The 15,636-nt window shown below is 40.2% G+C and carries 23 protein-coding genes; 9 read left to right on the top strand and 14 right to left on the bottom strand.

Annotation, left to right across the window (positions count from 1 at the left end):
* The first annotated feature begins 41 nt into the window (after positions 1 to 41).
* Complete coding sequence (locus K1720_RS00970) at positions 42 to 386, top strand: hypothetical protein (RefSeq protein WP_251949371.1); 345 nt, start codon at positions 42 to 44, stop codon at positions 384 to 386.
* 144 nt (positions 387 to 530) lie between these two features.
* Positions 531 to 1,145 carry a CRISPR-associated protein Cas4 gene (cas4, locus tag K1720_RS00965; protein WP_251949370.1) on the top strand — a complete coding sequence of 205 codons (615 nt, stop codon included), beginning with the start codon at positions 531 to 533 and terminating at the stop codon, positions 1,143 to 1,145.
* On the opposite strand, the gene K1720_RS00960 is transcribed toward cas4, so the two are convergent.
* From K1720_RS00960 to K1720_RS00950, 3 genes are read right to left on the bottom strand one after another with little or no spacing between them, the layout of a single operon-like run.
* Positions 1,142 to 2,014 carry an MBL fold metallo-hydrolase gene (locus tag K1720_RS00960; protein WP_251949369.1) on the bottom strand — a complete coding sequence of 291 codons (873 nt, stop codon included), beginning with the start codon at positions 2,012 to 2,014 and terminating at the stop codon, positions 1,142 to 1,144. The two genes, cas4 and K1720_RS00960, sit on opposite strands and share 4 nt — an antisense overlap.
* Before the next feature lie 30 nt (positions 2,015 to 2,044).
* Positions 2,045 to 2,584 (bottom strand): HD domain-containing protein, encoded by a 540-nt coding sequence (locus K1720_RS00955; RefSeq protein ID WP_251949368.1) that lies wholly within the window; start codon positions 2,582 to 2,584, stop codon positions 2,045 to 2,047.
* 2 nt (positions 2,585 to 2,586) lie between these two features.
* Positions 2,587 to 2,901 (bottom strand): GTP-binding protein, encoded by a 315-nt coding sequence (locus K1720_RS00950; RefSeq protein WP_251949367.1) that lies wholly within the window; start codon positions 2,899 to 2,901, stop codon positions 2,587 to 2,589.
* A gap of 53 nt (positions 2,902 to 2,954) precedes the next feature.
* On the opposite strand from K1720_RS00950, the gene K1720_RS00945 reads away from it, so the two are divergent.
* Positions 2,955 to 3,518, top strand: a complete 564-nt coding sequence (locus tag K1720_RS00945) for an Era-like GTP-binding protein (RefSeq protein ID WP_251949366.1) — start codon at positions 2,955 to 2,957, stop codon at positions 3,516 to 3,518.
* Here the strand turns inward: K1720_RS00945 and K1720_RS00940 are convergent.
* From K1720_RS00940 to K1720_RS00905, 9 genes are all read right to left on the bottom strand, one after another.
* Positions 3,466 to 3,747, bottom strand: coding sequence for a hypothetical protein (locus K1720_RS00940; protein WP_251949365.1), 282 nt, complete (start codon positions 3,745 to 3,747; stop codon positions 3,466 to 3,468). The two genes, K1720_RS00945 and K1720_RS00940, sit on opposite strands and share 53 nt — an antisense overlap.
* Positions 3,747 to 4,328, bottom strand: a complete 582-nt coding sequence (locus tag K1720_RS00935; RefSeq protein WP_251949364.1) for a hypothetical protein — start codon at positions 4,326 to 4,328, stop codon at positions 3,747 to 3,749. Before K1720_RS00935 ends, K1720_RS00940 begins: the two co-directional genes overlap by 1 nt.
* 17 nt (positions 4,329 to 4,345) lie before the next feature.
* A complete protein-coding gene (locus K1720_RS00930) occupies positions 4,346 to 4,792 on the bottom strand; it encodes a BlaI/MecI/CopY family transcriptional regulator (protein ID WP_251950429.1) in 447 nt (148 codons plus the stop codon).
* Between the two features lie 519 nt (positions 4,793 to 5,311).
* The gene (locus tag K1720_RS10665; RefSeq protein WP_256468523.1) at positions 5,312 to 5,440 is read right to left on the bottom strand and encodes a hypothetical protein; all 129 of its coding nucleotides are present in this window, start codon (positions 5,438 to 5,440) and stop codon (positions 5,312 to 5,314) included.
* A 1-nt stretch (position 5,441) separates the two neighbouring features.
* On the bottom strand, positions 5,442 to 6,167 hold the full coding sequence (locus K1720_RS00925) for a nucleotidyl transferase AbiEii/AbiGii toxin family protein (protein ID WP_251949362.1): 726 nt from the start codon (positions 6,165 to 6,167) through the stop codon (positions 5,442 to 5,444).
* Between the two features lie 48 nt (positions 6,168 to 6,215).
* Positions 6,216 to 6,791, bottom strand: coding sequence for a DeoR/GlpR family DNA-binding transcription regulator (locus K1720_RS00920; RefSeq protein WP_251949361.1), 576 nt, complete (start codon positions 6,789 to 6,791; stop codon positions 6,216 to 6,218).
* A 43-nt stretch (positions 6,792 to 6,834) separates the two neighbouring features.
* The gene (locus tag K1720_RS00915; protein ID WP_251949360.1) at positions 6,835 to 7,146 is read right to left on the bottom strand and encodes a hypothetical protein; all 312 of its coding nucleotides are present in this window, start codon (positions 7,144 to 7,146) and stop codon (positions 6,835 to 6,837) included.
* Positions 7,147 to 7,378: 232 nt separating this feature from the next.
* The gene (locus K1720_RS00910; RefSeq protein ID WP_251949359.1) at positions 7,379 to 7,780 is read right to left on the bottom strand and encodes a secondary thiamine-phosphate synthase enzyme YjbQ; all 402 of its coding nucleotides are present in this window, start codon (positions 7,778 to 7,780) and stop codon (positions 7,379 to 7,381) included.
* Complete coding sequence (locus tag K1720_RS00905; RefSeq protein ID WP_251949357.1) at positions 7,781 to 8,572, bottom strand: class I SAM-dependent methyltransferase; 792 nt, start codon at positions 8,570 to 8,572, stop codon at positions 7,781 to 7,783. It lies immediately after the preceding gene.
* A gap of 95 nt (positions 8,573 to 8,667) precedes the next feature.
* On the opposite strand from K1720_RS00905, the gene K1720_RS00900 reads away from it, so the two are divergent.
* Positions 8,668 to 9,762 (top strand): TRM11 family SAM-dependent methyltransferase, encoded by a 1,095-nt coding sequence (locus K1720_RS00900; RefSeq protein ID WP_251949356.1) that lies wholly within the window; start codon positions 8,668 to 8,670, stop codon positions 9,760 to 9,762.
* A 146-nt stretch (positions 9,763 to 9,908) separates the two neighbouring features.
* Positions 9,909 to 11,078, top strand: coding sequence for a threonine synthase (thrC, locus tag K1720_RS00895; RefSeq protein ID WP_251949355.1), 1,170 nt, complete (start codon positions 9,909 to 9,911; stop codon positions 11,076 to 11,078).
* Positions 11,079 to 11,187: 109 nt separating this feature from the next.
* Here the strand turns inward: thrC and K1720_RS00890 are convergent, their stop codons facing one another.
* Positions 11,188 to 11,577, bottom strand: a complete 390-nt coding sequence (locus K1720_RS00890) for an NfeD family protein (RefSeq protein ID WP_251949353.1) — start codon at positions 11,575 to 11,577, stop codon at positions 11,188 to 11,190.
* Between the two features lie 5 nt (positions 11,578 to 11,582).
* Positions 11,583 to 12,323: a heparan-alpha-glucosaminide N-acetyltransferase gene (locus K1720_RS00885; RefSeq protein WP_251949352.1), complete on the bottom strand. Its 741-nt coding sequence runs from the start codon at positions 12,321 to 12,323 to the stop codon at positions 11,583 to 11,585.
* 43 nt (positions 12,324 to 12,366) lie between these two features.
* On the opposite strand from K1720_RS00885, the gene K1720_RS00880 reads away from it, so the two are divergent.
* The 4 genes from K1720_RS00880 (at position 12,367) to K1720_RS00865 (ending at position 15,636) form a co-directional block, all read left to right on the top strand.
* Entirely contained in the window at positions 12,367 to 12,924 is a 558-nt protein-coding gene (locus K1720_RS00880; RefSeq protein ID WP_251949350.1) for a hypothetical protein, read from the top strand.
* Positions 12,921 to 13,718, top strand: coding sequence for an SPL family radical SAM protein (locus K1720_RS00875; protein WP_251949349.1), 798 nt, complete (start codon positions 12,921 to 12,923; stop codon positions 13,716 to 13,718). The genes K1720_RS00880 and K1720_RS00875 overlap by 4 nt, the downstream gene beginning before the upstream one ends.
* Complete coding sequence (locus K1720_RS00870; protein WP_251949347.1) at positions 13,719 to 14,507, top strand: DUF8155 domain-containing protein; 789 nt, start codon at positions 13,719 to 13,721, stop codon at positions 14,505 to 14,507. It begins immediately after the preceding gene.
* A 121-nt stretch (positions 14,508 to 14,628) separates the two neighbouring features.
* Entirely contained in the window at positions 14,629 to 15,636 is a 1,008-nt protein-coding gene (locus tag K1720_RS00865) for a thiamine pyrophosphate-dependent dehydrogenase E1 component subunit alpha (protein WP_251949346.1), read from the top strand.

Below are 15,636 nucleotides of genomic sequence, written 5' to 3'. Positions count from 1 at the left end.
TCATAATCATTTGAGAACCTCACCGGAGGTAGAGTTTAACAATGGATGATGAATCTTCGAGTAGTTTTTGGTTGAGCAAGATTTTAAAATCGAAAAGAAAAGAAAGCATCATTGAGCAGAGGATAACAGAGGACGCATATAGAGATTTGAGGGCTCTTTTAATGAGGGCCAAACCAGAGGTAGTTGGGAATAGAGTTATTCTGAAGTTACCAAACGGTACAGTCGAATTAACAAAGGATAAACTTAAAGTAATTTCAGACAGTAGAGAACATGCAGAAAAGATTCTTAGAAACCTTCACCACTACTCAATGCCACCTGGCCTTTGGCCTGCATATGGACTGAGCTACTCAATAAGGAAGGGCTCTCTGTTAAAAAGTAGAAGTTAATTTTTCTTTTTACCTCAAATATTTTAAACCTCTAAGTCTTATTTTGATTAGCGGATGATGGGCCTTGCCCAGTCTGAGTTAATGATGACGTCGGTATTAGCTGACGCGTTTAACAAGGCCCTTTAAAATTTAGGGGGAGCTTGAATGAGTGAACTGCTAGAATTTTATGCTAGCGAAGCGATGACATGCCCTAGAAGAATATATTTCCGTCTTAAAGGATATAAAGAAAAATGGCCCGAGTTTGTCAGGGTCAGGCTTGAACAGGGAGTTAATACTCACAATGTTCTTGGGGAAGTCCTTAAGCGGAGGTTTGGTTTTGAACTTGAAAAGCACATTGTCTTGAAGTCTCCTAGGCTTGGACTTGAGATCCATGGAAGGATAGATGCTTATAGGAATTTTCCCATTGAGATAAAGGGGAAAACTTCTCTTCCTCGAATCCCATATGAGTATCACTTGGCCCAGTTGAATGTCTACTTAAGATGGGCCGAGAGTGAATATGGGTATCTTTATTATGTTAAACTCCATGAAGAGCCCAAAAGAATTTTAGGAGGGATTGATTTTTCGAGATTTCCGATAGTTAAGGGAAGAAACTTCAAAGCCTTTGAAGTACCATATGACGAAAAACTCTTCAAAGAGACAGTAAAGCAATTCTATAAAATAAAAATGTATTATGAAAGGGACATTCCACCAGAGGGCTGGAGAGACTATACGTGCAAGTTCTGTCCTTATTATTACCTTTGCTCCACTAATGGGGACTAGGATTTGGTTTTCCACTTAAGATCCTTTTCTACTACAGGTTCTATGAGATCTCTGTTGTAGAGACTTGCTATCATTGCCCTTATAGGAACTTGGTTTAAGGCCAATATTTGTGGAGTTATCTTTGCTTCAAACTCTTTTGCAAGGGCATAACTAAGCTCGCTTACACTTCTTGCTTCTCTTAAGAGTTCAAGAATCTTTTCTTCTCCCTCTTCAACTCGTTTGAGATTCAGCTCAAGAAGGTTTGTGGCATTTTCTCCCTTTACAGCTTTTCCATGTGAGGGAATCAGGAGGAGGCCCTCTTCAGCGTACTCCATAAGTCTTTTTATGGACTCTTTGAAGAGGTCTGGCTCTACTAGGTAGGGTAAGCCAACAGATTGGATTACTCTCTCTCCAAAGAAACTATCTCCAGCATAGAGAACCGCGTTTTCCTCATCAAAGAAACCGGTCATTCCTGGAGAATGTCCCGGAAGTTCGATTGTCCTGAGTCCAAAGAGTTCATCTCCCCATTCAAAAACACCATAAACTTTAACCTCTTGAGGAAACTGGTACACTAAAAAGCCCTTGGGTGCTTTTGAGCCAAAAGTTAGTAGTTCTCTATTAAGAGGGCTCTCAGCGATTGAGAATTCATACCTATGAATGAAGAGGGGTTTTTTGAGTTTTGGGGCAATTGCTAGATGATCTGCGTGTCCATGGGTGGCGAGCATGTATCCAATCTCTACACCAAGTTTTCTAAGTTCTCTTCTAAGTTCCTTGTGTCTCTTGCTTCCATGACCGGGGTCGGCTATTACAGTTCGATCGCCAATTTTTATCAGTGTAGAGGGACTCCCGGGATAAAGATATAAATTTTCCCCAAGCTTTTCAAGTGCCATAACAACCACCACGAAAAATAGCTTTTGAGATTAATAACCTTTCAGTTCCTTGAGTTCTTCAATTAGTTCTCCAAAATATTTGTGGAATTCGTTCTGTTCTAGATATTCTAAGGCATTCCAGAATTCATCTAACCCTTTAATTCCGGCCTTTTCATATTCCCAAGCCTGGAGAATCATTTCTAATTTATCAGCAAACTTTACAAGCCTTCCCTCAAGGCTTTTTTCTTCTTCATATTCCCGAAAGAGTTCGAAATATTCTACTTTCTCGGCCCCAAGGATGTCTATCATTGCTTTTCTTTCAGCTTTTTTCTTATCCACGTAGTTTTGGGCCTCTAGGGGTAGGTCTGTTATTTTCGCCTCCGCAAGGTCGTGAAGAAGGGCTATCTTAAGGGCCCTTTCTGTGTTAATTGAGACCCCTCCTTTTTTAAGTTCATCTGCTAAGAATAGTGTTATAAGCGCGACACGAAAGCAGTGTTCTGCAACACTCTCTGGATGCGGAACCCCTCTAAGTAGCCATCCCATTCTTGGAAGTTTTTTCAATTTTCCCGCCTCGATGAACGTATCGAGCATTATTACTCCTCCGTTATGTATAGGGCCTTTTCTGTTTCAATGGCTCTAGCGATTATTCCATCGCCTATGAACCGTCCATAAACCTTAACAAGCTCTCCCTTCCCTATATTTGGTGTCCCAGAGAATTCTATTTTGAGACCATCTATATGAAAAGTGGTTCGATAACTTGGAAGCTCCATTGGGAGAAATTCTATAGTTGCTTTATCCTCTATAATGCCTTCTATCATAATATTCTTCCCGCGAAATTTGCCATCTTTCAATTCATCGATGCTGAGGATATAATAATAGTTATGACCGAACTTAACTCGTTTGGGCATTTTTCCATCACCCTTATAATATAGTCATCGTGAGGATAATTTGGTGGTGAGATATGATAAAGGTTGCGATTATTGGTGCTGAGAATGTTGGGAAGTCTACTCTCATGAATGCCCTTCTTGGCAGAAAAATTTCTGAGACTATGCCAATCCCTGGAACAACTAAGGGCGTTATTAGAAGGGCTTTTGGGAAGGTTAAGATACCAAAAAGCATGAAAAATCCATTTGGTGGAGTGGATGAATTGGTTTTAATAGATACAGCTGGACTATATGACCCCCAGCATGAATTGAGAGGAAAAGTCTTGAGCGAAGAGAAATTCAAAGAACTTTTGAGTGAGATTATTTCAGCTGATGTAGTTATACATATGATAGACGCTCAATACGGCTTGCATAGAGGGATGGAAAAGCTTCATCACCTCTTAAAGTTTAGATATGAAAAACCAATTATTGTGGTAGTAAACAAAATAGACTTGATTCCAAGGGAACAGGTAGAAGAACTTGGGGAGCTCATCAAGAAAAGACTCGAACAAAAACCAATAATGCTCTCTTTGGTCACATATGAGGGGTTTAACGAGCTTTTGGAGGCTTTGGCATATTATGCTCAATATGCCAGGAAGTAGTGGTCTTTGCAATTTTTAGAAGTCTTTTAGTGTTTAATAACTCGTCCATAACTGCATAGTCCTTTACAAACTCTTCTGCAAGTTCTTTGGGAATCCCATTCTTAATTAGGCTTTTTTTGAATTTTCTTTTGCCTTTATTAATTGCTCTTTTCATTCCTGCAAACTGCCACAGCATTTTAGGTAGAAGCAACATTAGCCTTAGAGAGGATAAAAAGAGCGAAAGAACCATCAGAGCTCCTCCTCAAACTCCTCCTCAACTTCTATCTCTCTTCTTTTTTTCTTTCCAAGGTTTTGGAGCTCTTTGAGCCCTTCGAGTTTACCCATCTTTTCTTTCATGAATGCCCCTACTAGGGTTTTAATCACATTCATACTATCCATATATTCTTTTGTAAGTTCAAAGGCCTTATCTGGGTCCATTCCCGCACCCACAAGTTCTTTGTAAAAGTTGGCCACATTCTTTCCAAACTTTTCTGCCTTCTCTGGATCATATACATCGTTTAGAAGTCCTTTTATGGGGCCAAAAATTGAGTCCATTATTTTTGGTAAATGCTCTGAGACTGTACTGAGAACTTCTTCTAGTTCTTCTGCATCTTCTTTTCCCTTTTTGCCCTTCATTTCACGTAGCATCTCATCTAAAACCTCGATTTTTCTTTCAATAAGTTCTATATCTTCTTCACTTTTTGCTTCTTTAAGTTCTCGTGTGAGTTCTCTGATGGTTTGTTCAATAAATTTCTTTGCTCCTATCTCACTTTCCATGGCTTCTTCAATTTTTTTCTTTATTTCTTCTCCAAATTTTTCATCAAATTCCATATCAATCACCTCAATAATTATTCTGTTTGGTCAAACTTAATGGGGATTCCGATCAAATCAAACCACTTATTGAGCACTTCTTTCTTAAGGGCATAAGTGTTTCCTCTCTCTCCCTTAGCTTCCTCGACAATGTTGAGCTCAATCAAGTGGTGGAGTTTCTCCCTAACAGTATTTCTTGATGCTTTCCCTCTTCTTTTCTTTAATTCTTGGGCTATCTGGCTTATATTGGCACTTTTTAGATCAAAAAGAATCTTTACAATTTCTCTTGCAATGGGATCATGTCGTAGTTGGGGGACGACCACATCTATTCCTAGTCCTCCGTATTGAGCGTATATGTTTATTAGGCGAAGATAGTTCTCAGCCAGACTAGAAACTAGTTCAAAACTCTTCATAAGTTCATTAAGGGCTTTCCTTAATGTTTTGACCTCTTCTGATAGCTTCTCCACATCTTGGTCTTCTGGCATCTTCATCCCACTACTATCTATTATTGCTCAAACCATATAGGGTTTCTGATTAGAAATGATCAGTAACCAGAGGGACATAATTTATTAGAGTGATATTATCTTATATTCTGTTCAATTTTTGACATAATAAAACTTTCGTTCGTTATTTTGGATTAGACATGATGAATTGGGGGATTTCCGGCTAGTTGACAGATAATTGAGGTGCCGTCCCTAAATATCTTCTTTGGGGCCCTTTGAGATAAATAAAAAAATGAGGTCATGCCAGAGTCTTTTCTCTGGCTTAATTTTTTAATGAGCGCTAAAGCATTCTTCTTTGGAAGTTCATTGCCTCGTATTTCGCATGCTCTCTCTGAAGTTCAGGTCTTCTCTCTTGCTCCCAAAACTTTCTCAAATTCTCGAAACTAACCATCTCACATCACCAATTATTAATAGAATGCTCAAACTACAAGGATATACTGGTCAAAAATGGTCATTTTTAATAATTAAAAAAGAAAGGGATTTATTCTTTCATCATGTCTTCTATCTCTTTAAGGCGTTTTGCAGGCTCTCTCTTGCAGTTTCCATATCTCCTCTGGCGACAGCTTTATCAAACTCCTTCTTTGTTTTTTCAAATTCACTTAACAATGGACCGGATAAATCAACTGGCATTTCATCCAGCCTCCAAACGAGTTTCAGTCCTTCCAAGGCTAAGGCTTTCTTTAACATCATCAATTCTCATTAACAAACCTTCTCTGTCGAATGGAAGGCCGACATACTCCATAATAATAGATGTAACATCCATAAGCTCCCTGCTTTCCTTTGAAAAGAACATTTCAAGGTGCTCAAATGAGAACGGCTTAACCTTGTAGAGATTTTCAAAAACTTTGGTCTTCAAGCTGGGAGCATCCATAAAGAGGGAATATATGTCAACCATGTCCTTCCAGTGCTTTTCTCTCTTCTCCTCAGGATATGTCGGGTTGGAGTATATATCGAGCTTTAGTACCATAAGAGCCTCAGGGAGGACAACTCTGACTTTTCCAGAGAGCCCCTCAAACTCAAACCTTTCAATGGAATAGTATTCTTCCTCAAATATTGCTCTCACATAGGGACTCTCAAAGCTCAGCTTGGTGGGTTTCCTGTCAAAGAGCAAATCAACATTCAACCTCTCCTCAAGGAATGGAAGTTCCTCATCTTTAACCACTTTAAAGTATCTGAAGCCTGAACTTTGATAGCCCAGTTCCCTCAGCTTTAAATGCACCTCCTCAAAAGACTCCCGTCTAACAAGGAAATCCACATCAACCGAGGGGACACCGTTTAGATCCCACTTACTCAACCAGTGATAAACCGCCCATCCTCCCGCAAGTATTACATCTAAATCTTTGGCTATTCTGAGCATGTCTTCTATTGAAGCTTTGATGATTGGGTTATCTGGGTTCTCAGGGTTTTAATCTCCTCCATTTCTTACAACCTCCTCGAAGACTTCCTCAAAAAGCCTCGTATACATCCCCTGAGCCAGTAAATCTGCCAATACCATTCCCCATGGTGGGATTCTAAAGCCCCTCAACTCCTTTGCAAAACGAAAGACAAAGTCATCATAAGTGTAGATGGAAAACGTGTGCCCTCTTCCTGACCTTAGCTTTGAAATATCGCCTGGCTTTTCAAGATACACTATGCCTCCCGTGGGGCTTACCACTTTTCCAATAACCCACAATGCCCCAGAGCCGGAAAGTAAAACCTCGGTTGATGGCATCATTTTGACTCTCGCGGGCCTTACTCTTTCGAATATGGCCCTCTTGTCTTCACTCCAGAGCATAACGAAAGCCTTTCTGTCAATGATTTCAACAGTTCCGGCGTTGTTTATAATAACCCCCTCTTTTTCAAGCCTTCTAACTTCCCGATGAACATACGGGTACTTGAGTTCTGTAATCTCTGCGAGTTGGGCTATTCTTGATTTTCCAATTTCCCAAAGTGCTATGTACACCCTTTCTCTTCTCGTTGGTGGACGCATTTCAATCACCATATAATAAATATAACTAAACTTTTTAAAGGATTTGTTAGTTTTGTCATACATCTCTCCTATACTGCATCTCCATCTCGATTCTGTGAAGCAGGACTTTGAGCATCTCAACCAGATCGTCACTAACGGGAATACCCTCCTTGATCAGGATTTCTATTTGGCTTATTGTGTTCAACAGCTCGTCAAGGTTCTCTCTCGTATAGAACTTTAGATCCTCCAAGGCGTTCAGGGGTTCAGCCTTATCGTTGAGCTTCGCGCTTAGAATGGCTATCTTTGCAGTTTTCCCAACGGCCTCTATTGTGAGCCTTTGTATCTCCTCCCTTGAGTGGCTTCTCTTGAGTGTTTGCTTCGTTTCCACAAGGCTCTTTTTCAATTCCTCGCGTTTCTCATCAAGCTGTTCTGGAGCAGCATAAAGGGGAGAATACCCACTTTTTGTGATAGTGAGCTTCTTGCACTTATCTTTGCTAACCCCCAGTCAGTAATTTTGGGAGTTAAATCAGGCTTGAGGAGAATATTGAGGGGCTTTAGGTCGAGGTACCTACTTCCCTACTTGGTCTTTGGATAATTAAAAGAGAGGAAAAGTTTCTTAGTTAGCACTTACAGATCTTCACAAAGATCTTCCTTCTTCGTGGACCATCCAACTCTGCAAAGATAACACTCTGCCATGTTCCTAGCAAAAGTCTTCCGTCCTTTATGGGGATTGCAATGCTCGGGTTTAAGATTATGCTCCTCAGGTGAGAATGGGCGTTATTGTCTATTCTATCATGGTGATAACCTTCTCCCTTTGGAACTAGCTTTTCAAAAAACTCTTTAACATCAGCAACTAAGCCACTTTCGTTTTCGTTAATGAAGAGTGCCGTGGTCGTATGTCTAGTAAAAATAACTGCAATTCCTTCCTTAACCTTTGCTTCCTTTACTTTTTCATTTATCATGGAGGTTATATCAATAAGTTCAAACTCTTTCCTTGTTGGAATTTCTATCTCGAAAAGCATTTAACCTTCCTCCAGCTCCGTTGCTATTTTCTTTCTGGGGGCTTTTAAGTATATTATGTTAGAGACTCCTGTTATACCATGTTCCATTTTGGAAATAAGACGGTGTTCTCTAAAGAAGATGCTTCCAAGTGCAAGTTGAGAGGCAATGTCCCAGAGTCTATGTTCTTGTTCTGTTACTTTTTCAAACCCGGGAAGCTTGTAGTAAGTTCTTTTGAAAACACCTCTAATTGGATCGTAACCTTCGTGAACTGATATAAGGGCATATTCTTCCGTTTTGGTTTCAATTAGCATATCTTTATACCCAACTTGATAGAATATCCCATAAACTCTGTCAGTTTCCTCGAGAAGAAAGACTCCATTCTCACTTAACGTCAAGGCGACATTTGTGAACAATTTTACGGCATCAAAGGCATCAAAATGAGGCATTGTTAGGCCCCAGAGAAGGGCTATGTCATGCTCACCAACGAGTTTTGAGACCTCTCTTGCATCTCCAACGATGACTTCAGGTTTTAAGTCTAAATCTGCTATTTCAACCCATTTTTCGACTTTTTTGAGGTCTTCTTCTCTTGCATCAAGAACAGTCAGGGCTTTTGCGTTCATTGCTTTTGCCATGGCGACTCCCGCTATTCCTGTGCCAGCACAGATGTCTAAGACTCTTGGATTGGCGGGGAGTAAATTCTTCTCTTTCAAAACTTCAAAAGCTTTAACTATTCTCCAAAACCTCATTACTGCCCTTTCATCCTCTGGGTCCATCCTCCATCGGAGGTAGCGATAGAGCTCTTCAAGGCTCATGAAAATTCACCAGAGAGCAATTAATGGCAGCTTAATTTAAGAATTTTGTGTTTTAATCTCCAAACATTTTTAAATACGGTGGGGAATTCCCCATCATGTATGCGATCATCTATGGGAAAAACCCGAGGCTTAGCGAAGCCGAATTCTTGGCGTTTACAAAGAGATTTGGATTAAAGATTAAAATCATTGAGAGTTCTAAACATTGGATGGTTTTTGATGGTGATAAAAGCGTAGAACGGCTTTTTCATAAACTTGGAGGCTCTTTAAAGCTTGTGAAGATTGTTGGAGAGGAGGAAGAAGCGATACGGGGTCTGGAATATACCAAGCATTTTACCGTGAGCATTTACGGAAAAGATGATTGGAAGCTTTGGAGAAAGCTTGGGAGTGGGATAAAGAAACATTTTAAATCTCAAGGTTCTTCCAAGTTCTTTAAACCTGCTAAGGTCTATGCAATGCCCTCAGAACTTGTTTTAAAAGGTTTTCCAGAAGTTAAGGACTTTGTCTTTATCTTTGGGAGAAATCTCTATGTGGGAGAGACAATTGCTGTAGCAGATCCCTTTGAGCTTAAAAAGCTCGATGTTGAAAGGCCTGTGCAGAGGGCGATTCTTTCAATACCCCCACGTTTGGCTAGAATAATGGTAAATCTAACCGAAATTAGACAAGGTAACTTTCTTGATCCATTTTGTGGTATAGGCACAATAGTGCAGGAGTTCTTGCTTCAAGGTCTTAATGCTTATGGGAGTGATTCCAATCCCAAAGCTATCAATGGGGCCAAAGAGAACTTAAAGTGGTTGAAAAAGGAATTTAGGGTTAGAAAGAGCGCCCATCTCGAAGTTTGTGATGCAAGAAAACTCAAACGTTGCTTCAGAGTCAAATTTGATGCAATAGTTACAGAGCCTTATATGGGCAAGCCTTTGAAATATCACCCTACTAAAGGAGAAGCAATAAAACTTGCAAATGAGCTTGATAGATTCTATTACACTGTTTTTGATAGGTTTAGGGATGTTTTGAAGAGGCATGGAAGGGTTGTTTTTGTCTTTCCAGCCTATAAGCTCAATGATGGCAGGATTTATAGAAAAGAGAGAAAATGGCTTGAAAAGCTTGGTTTTGAAGTCATGGCAAGATACACAGACTTTGAAGAGAGACATCGGGTGGTTAGGGATATCCATGTGCTGAGGTATAATAAATAAATTTCTATTCTTATGTGGCTGAGAGCACATAAAAGTGCATGCTCGTACGTTTGTTAGCGCTCAATCTTTATAACCCTCTAGAAAGCTTGTCTTTAAGGCGGAATGCGAGCATCTAGGACCGGTATGTAAAATACGAGGTGGTTAAAATGTTTGAAACTATGTTAAAATGCACAAAATGTGATAGGGAATATTCTCTGGCAAGTGGTGTCTATAAATGTAAGGAGTGTGGAGCTCCACTTGATGTTCAATACGATTATGAAGGAATAAGGGAGCTTATAGAGGATAACGATGCATGGTTTAGGGAAGCTCCAAGGTTATGGAAATATTGGATGTTCTACCCAGTTTCAAATCTAAGAAAGATCGTTAGCTTAAATGAGGGGGGCACACGGCTTTACAGGGTAAAAAACCTTGAGAAAAAACTTGATTTTGGAAGGCTTTACATAAAGAACGAAGGAGAGAACCCAACGGGTGCCTTTAAGGACAGGGGTTCAAGCGTTGAAATAACAAAGGCTTTGGAATTTCATGCAAGAAAAGTTGTGGTTGCTTCCACAGGCAACATGGCTGCTAGTATCTCTGCTTATGGTTCTAAAGCGGGACTTGAGGTGACGATAGTAGTTCCAGAAGGAACCCCAGTAGGTAAATTAGTTCAGGCTGTGGTTTATGGGGCAAAAATAAAGATTCATGGAAGCACATATGATGAGGCACTAGCCGAAAGTGAAAGGATGGCCCGGGAAGAAGAGTATTACTTAACGGGCAATTATCATTACAGGGTTGAGGGTCAAAAGAGTACGGCATTTGAAATCTTTGATCAACTTCGTTTTGACCCTCCCGATTGGATTGTCGTTCCAATTGGGGCGGGAACTCACCTAAGGGCTATCTGGAAAGCTGCAAAGGAGTTCTACAAAGTGGGTCTTATTGAAAGGTTGCCAAAGATTGCTGGAGTTCAAGTGGAAGGCTACGATGCCATAGTAAGGGCCTGGAAAGAGAAAATGCCTATTAAGCCAAGGAAGGAAAAGAGGCCTACAGTAGCATCGGCAATAGCTGTTAAAGCACCTGTAGATGGAGAAAATGTTCTAAGGGCTATAGAGGAGAGTAGAGGACACCTAGGTATCGTAACAAATGAAGAAGCTATGAATGCTGGTTTATTGCTTGGAAAGGAAGGTCTTTTTGTTGAGCCATCCTCTTCAACTGCCCTTGCTCTTGCAAGGCAGATGAGGGAAGAAGGAATAATCGATAAAGACGAAAGAGTTGTTGTAGTAGCTACCGGACACGGTCTTAAGGACACTAAGACATGGGAAAGTTTTATTAAATTTTAACCCCTCTTTCTTTTTGATGCCCTATGCTTTATGAAGAAAGACGATTTAGCAAGCTCATGCTCTTTTTACCTCGTGAAAGTCTCGTCTTTTATGGCGGGGAGGAGGTCAGCTACTCTTGGGGTTCCACGAGAAGCTTAGTGCCTTTTACTTTGACTATTTTCACCCTCTCGTTTTTCCTTGCCATTCCATTTATGCACTCTGCCATCCACAGCTCATTTCCTACTTTTACTATACCCTTCGGGTTTAGCTCTTCTATAACCACAGCCTCTTTGCCAACTAGGGCTTCAGGGCCGACCTCAATCCTCTTCTCAAAAATCTCCCATAGAAACTTGACAGCGATGACATCTTTAAAAATGAGAAATCCTATTACAGCCAGTGCCGGTTTTAAGGGCACTTTAATTCCAGCTCTAGGTAGAATTAGAAATAGAAAAATTCCCACAACTATCTCATCTGCAAGTATACTGAGTATTTTCAAAGTGTTTTTAATGTAGGTTTTCACAACTTTCACACCCCTAAGTTTGGTAGCCCTCCGTAAAGTAGGAATAGCAATCCCACGAACACTGGCTGGTGAAGAATGTAAATCTTTAGGGTGTTCCTTCCGATGAAGCATATGAAGTCTATAAGGGGATTATCTGGCGTCTTTATCTCAGTTTTTCTATATCCACTTGGATAGAACAAGGCCCCTATCCCAGTGCCAATCAAAAAAACACCAAACCAGGGGAAGATTGGGAAGTAATCGAGAGTAAAAAAGTTTTGGGGCATTATCCCCAGGGGTAGCAATAATAGTGTTGTTGTGGTTATACTCTGGGTGATTTCTTTTCCCAGTATAAATATCGGTGCTATGAGAAGGTTTTTCCACCCTAAGCGGTAGAATGGAATTACTAGCAAACTCGCAATCCCAAGGAAATGAAGAATACCAAAGTATATTGTTCCTCTATTTAAAAGAATATACGTAGTAATGGTTATCAAGGCCCCAAGGCCAAAGAGCTTTCCGAATCTTAGTAAGTACTTTTTATAGCTTTTTCGTCCTCTCGCATAGCTTATCCACAAGGAGAGACCGGAGATTGACACAAATAGAACTGCAGTTGCATATGCGAAAAATTTCCAGAAAATCCTATGTTCTGAATAACCAAGAAAGAACTGCAAATCGGTAACAAAATTCGATACAAGCATCATCACTAATGCTATACCTCTAGCAAAGTCAACTTCCCAAAACCGTTTTGAGTAGATTTCACTTCCGAACATCAAAGGATATAAACCCGAAGGCTTATTTAAGTTTGGGGTTGTCATGGAGAGAAAAGAGTTAAGGCTCGTGTTTTTCACTTTGGCAATTTTAATGGCGACACAGCCTGGGGCCATAGCTTTTGCCAACTTTGATGCCCCGTATGGGTTCTATAAAGATCTAAGCACGTGGATTTTATCATATCTTGGGGGAGCAGTGCTTCTATTTGTATATGGAGTGATAACAAGAGGAGGAATTAGTGGAAAGTTTCTTGGGTTTTATGGAATGCATATTTTGGTGCTTCTTCTTATCACGTACTTCATGATTGTTGGAGAAGTTAATCCTTCGCTTTCAATCTTAAATCTTCCACCCTTAATTTTCCTTGGCCTTTTCCTCAGCATACTGTTATTCATTCCATCGGTTTTTTCACCTCCCTACTATTCCTACGATCTTCCTCTTCTTCTTGCCCAAATAGGCCTTTGGATATGGGCGTTCTGGATGTTGCTTAAACTCAGAAAATTTGAGGAAGAAGAGAAGTTTTTTACCATTTATAGGATCTTTCTTGGACTGATGCTTTTTTCAATATTCTTTGGAGTTCTCAAATTGATAGAGGTGTTCAGATGAAAGTTATCAAAACAAGAGCAAAGAACATCTATACCAAAAGTAGAATTCCTGGAGTAGAGTATGCTATAAATCAATACGTTGGCTGTCAATTTGCTTGTAAATACTGTTATGCCAAGTTCATCTGCAAATGGAAACCTTATGGGGAGTGGGGCACTTGGGTGGAGGCAAAGATTAACGCACCAGAACTTGCAAGAAAGAGAGTTTATGGGGAGGTAATGATGTCAAGTATAAGTGACCCGTATCAACCATTAGAAAAAGAGCTAAAGCTCACACGAAAAACGCTTGAGGCAATGAATAAGAGAAATAAGCTCAGCATTCTCACGAAATCTCCCCTTGCTATAAGGGATATCGATCTCTTTAAGCTTTTTAATGAAATTGAAGTTGGATTAACAGTAAATAGCTTTGAAGGAAGGGAAAAACATTTCATAGAACCACTTACGCCTTCACAGAAGCTTAGAATTGATGCCCTTAAGAAGCTTAAAGATGAGGGGATTAAGAATTATGCCTTTGTGAGTCCAATAATCCCCAAACTTACAGATATAGAAGCCATAGTTAGGGAAACAAGAGGTTTTGTGGATTATTACTTCTTTGAAGTCCTTAATCTTGGCGCCGCTGGAAGAGAATTTAGAGAGATGTTAAAGAACGCTTTCCCTGAAAGTTACAGGGTCATGGTTAATGACGAAAAATTCTGGAGATTTGTGAAAGAGCTTATGGAAATTATAAAGGGGCTAAACATAAAAACAGAGGGTATCGAAATCCATAAGGGAGGATGGGAATTTATAGAGGTGAAATAAATGGAAATAGCTCGGGTAAATGGTCTTTCATTTGAAATCCCGAATGTGAGGTATTCTTTTTTCGATACTCCATATATCCCGCATAAACTGGGTACTGCCGTAGATGTCTACTTTGAAGAGAAGGCCCTTTTCCCATTGGAGGAGGGCAGGCTTGTTGAGATAAAAAAGATAAGGACTCCAAGGCATATTCCTGTTGGTGAGGATTATCTCTTGATATTCGAAGTGGAAAATTTTTGTCTGAAGGTTCTCCATGTGAATCCAAATGTTAAACTTGGTGAAAAGGTTTTTCTTGGTGATGAGATTGGAGAATTAAGACTTTCCGGATTCTTTTCACCTTGGAGTGATAAACATGTGCATTTTGAATTTAGGTCATGTCAAGACAGATATAGGGCTAGAGGAGGGATTATGATCTTTCCTAAGATAAGAAGATTGGTTCCAATGGTCAAAGGGAAGGAGTTTAAGGTTATTGAAAAGAGAGAACACTATGTCTGGCTGAAGCCACTTAGGAGAGGAAGAAAGAAAATGACTCCATTTGGAGATATTGAAGGAGGCATGCCCCATTATCATTATGGAGCCATATTTGGAGATTTAGAAGGAGATTTTTTAGGAAAGAAAGTGAGAGCTAATATCCTTCTTGAAAATGATGTAGGAATTTTTACCACGGATTTTAGAGTATTTGCCAATGAAAGGGAGATTAAGGGCATAGGTGTTTATTGCAATGAGGATAGGGTCAAATTAATTGGTGGAGAGTTGGATGTTGGAGATCTTGTGAAGTTGGAGGTTATTTAGAAAATTTATCTCGATATTTGTAAACTTTTTTGCACCGTAAATTATATATTTATCAAATGAATTCTATATAACTGATTTGTTTGTTTTGTGTTTTTTGTTAGTGTATACAGGGGTGTGTGAGATGGCGAAATTAGAGGAGATTCCTAAAGAAACCTTGCTGGAGATATACAAAAGAATGCACAAGATCAGAACTTACGAGGAAACGCTTGCAGAGTGGTATTATAAAGAGAAAAGCCCTCGATTTGACATTTCTGCAGGGCCGATACCAGGAGAACTCCATCTTTCTTCAGGCCAAGAGTCTGCCGCTGTGGGAGTCTGCATGCATCTAAAGCCAGAAGACGCACTTATAGGGACCCATAGGGCCCACCACTTTGCGATAGCTAAAGGAGTGGACCTAAAGAAGATGACAGCTGAGATTTTTGGAAAAGCTACTGGTCTATCAGGTGGCAAAGGAGGCCATATGCATCTCTTTGATGCGAAATACAACTTTAGCTGTAGTGGGATTGTTGGGGCAAGCTTTCCACAGGCGGTCGGTGTAGGAATAGCCGCAAAGCTGAAAGGCGAGGATTACGTTGCGGTTGCGGTAGGTGGAGATGGAGCTGCTAACCAAGGAACTTTTCATGAGGCCCTTAACCTAGCGGCAATCTGGAAACTTCCTGTGATCTTTGTAATAGAGGACAACAGCTGGGCAATATCAGTTCCAAAAGAAAAGTCCACAGCAGTTTCAAAGAACAGTGAAAGAGCAGCGGCCTATGGAATTCCAGGAGTTAGTGTAGATGGAATGGATGTTATAGCGGTGTATGAGGTAGCTAAAGAGGCCATTGAAAGAGCCAGAAGAGGAGAAGGGCCAAGTCTAATTGAGATAAAAGTCTATAGACTGAGGGGCCACTTTGAAGGAGATCCTCAGCACTACAGGCCCAAAGAAGATTTAGAGCTGGCTAAGCAAAAAGACCCTCTTTTGAACTTTGAGAAAATGCTTTTGGAGAAAGGTATTGTCACAGAGGAGGAACTCAACAAGATCAAAGAAGAGAATATTAAGGAAGTTCAAGAGGCTATTGATTTTGCTGTAAACAGCCCATATCCCGAACCAGAAGAAGCTTTAAAGGGCGTTTTTGCGGGAGGTGAGTGA

The sequence above is a fragment of the Thermococcus argininiproducens genome (assembly GCF_023746595.1).
Classification (GTDB): Archaea; Methanobacteriota_B; Thermococci; order Thermococcales; family Thermococcaceae; genus Thermococcus_A; species Thermococcus_A argininiproducens.
Note: the sequence above shows the minus strand (reverse complement) of the source record. Positions and strands in the feature narration are given on the sequence as shown.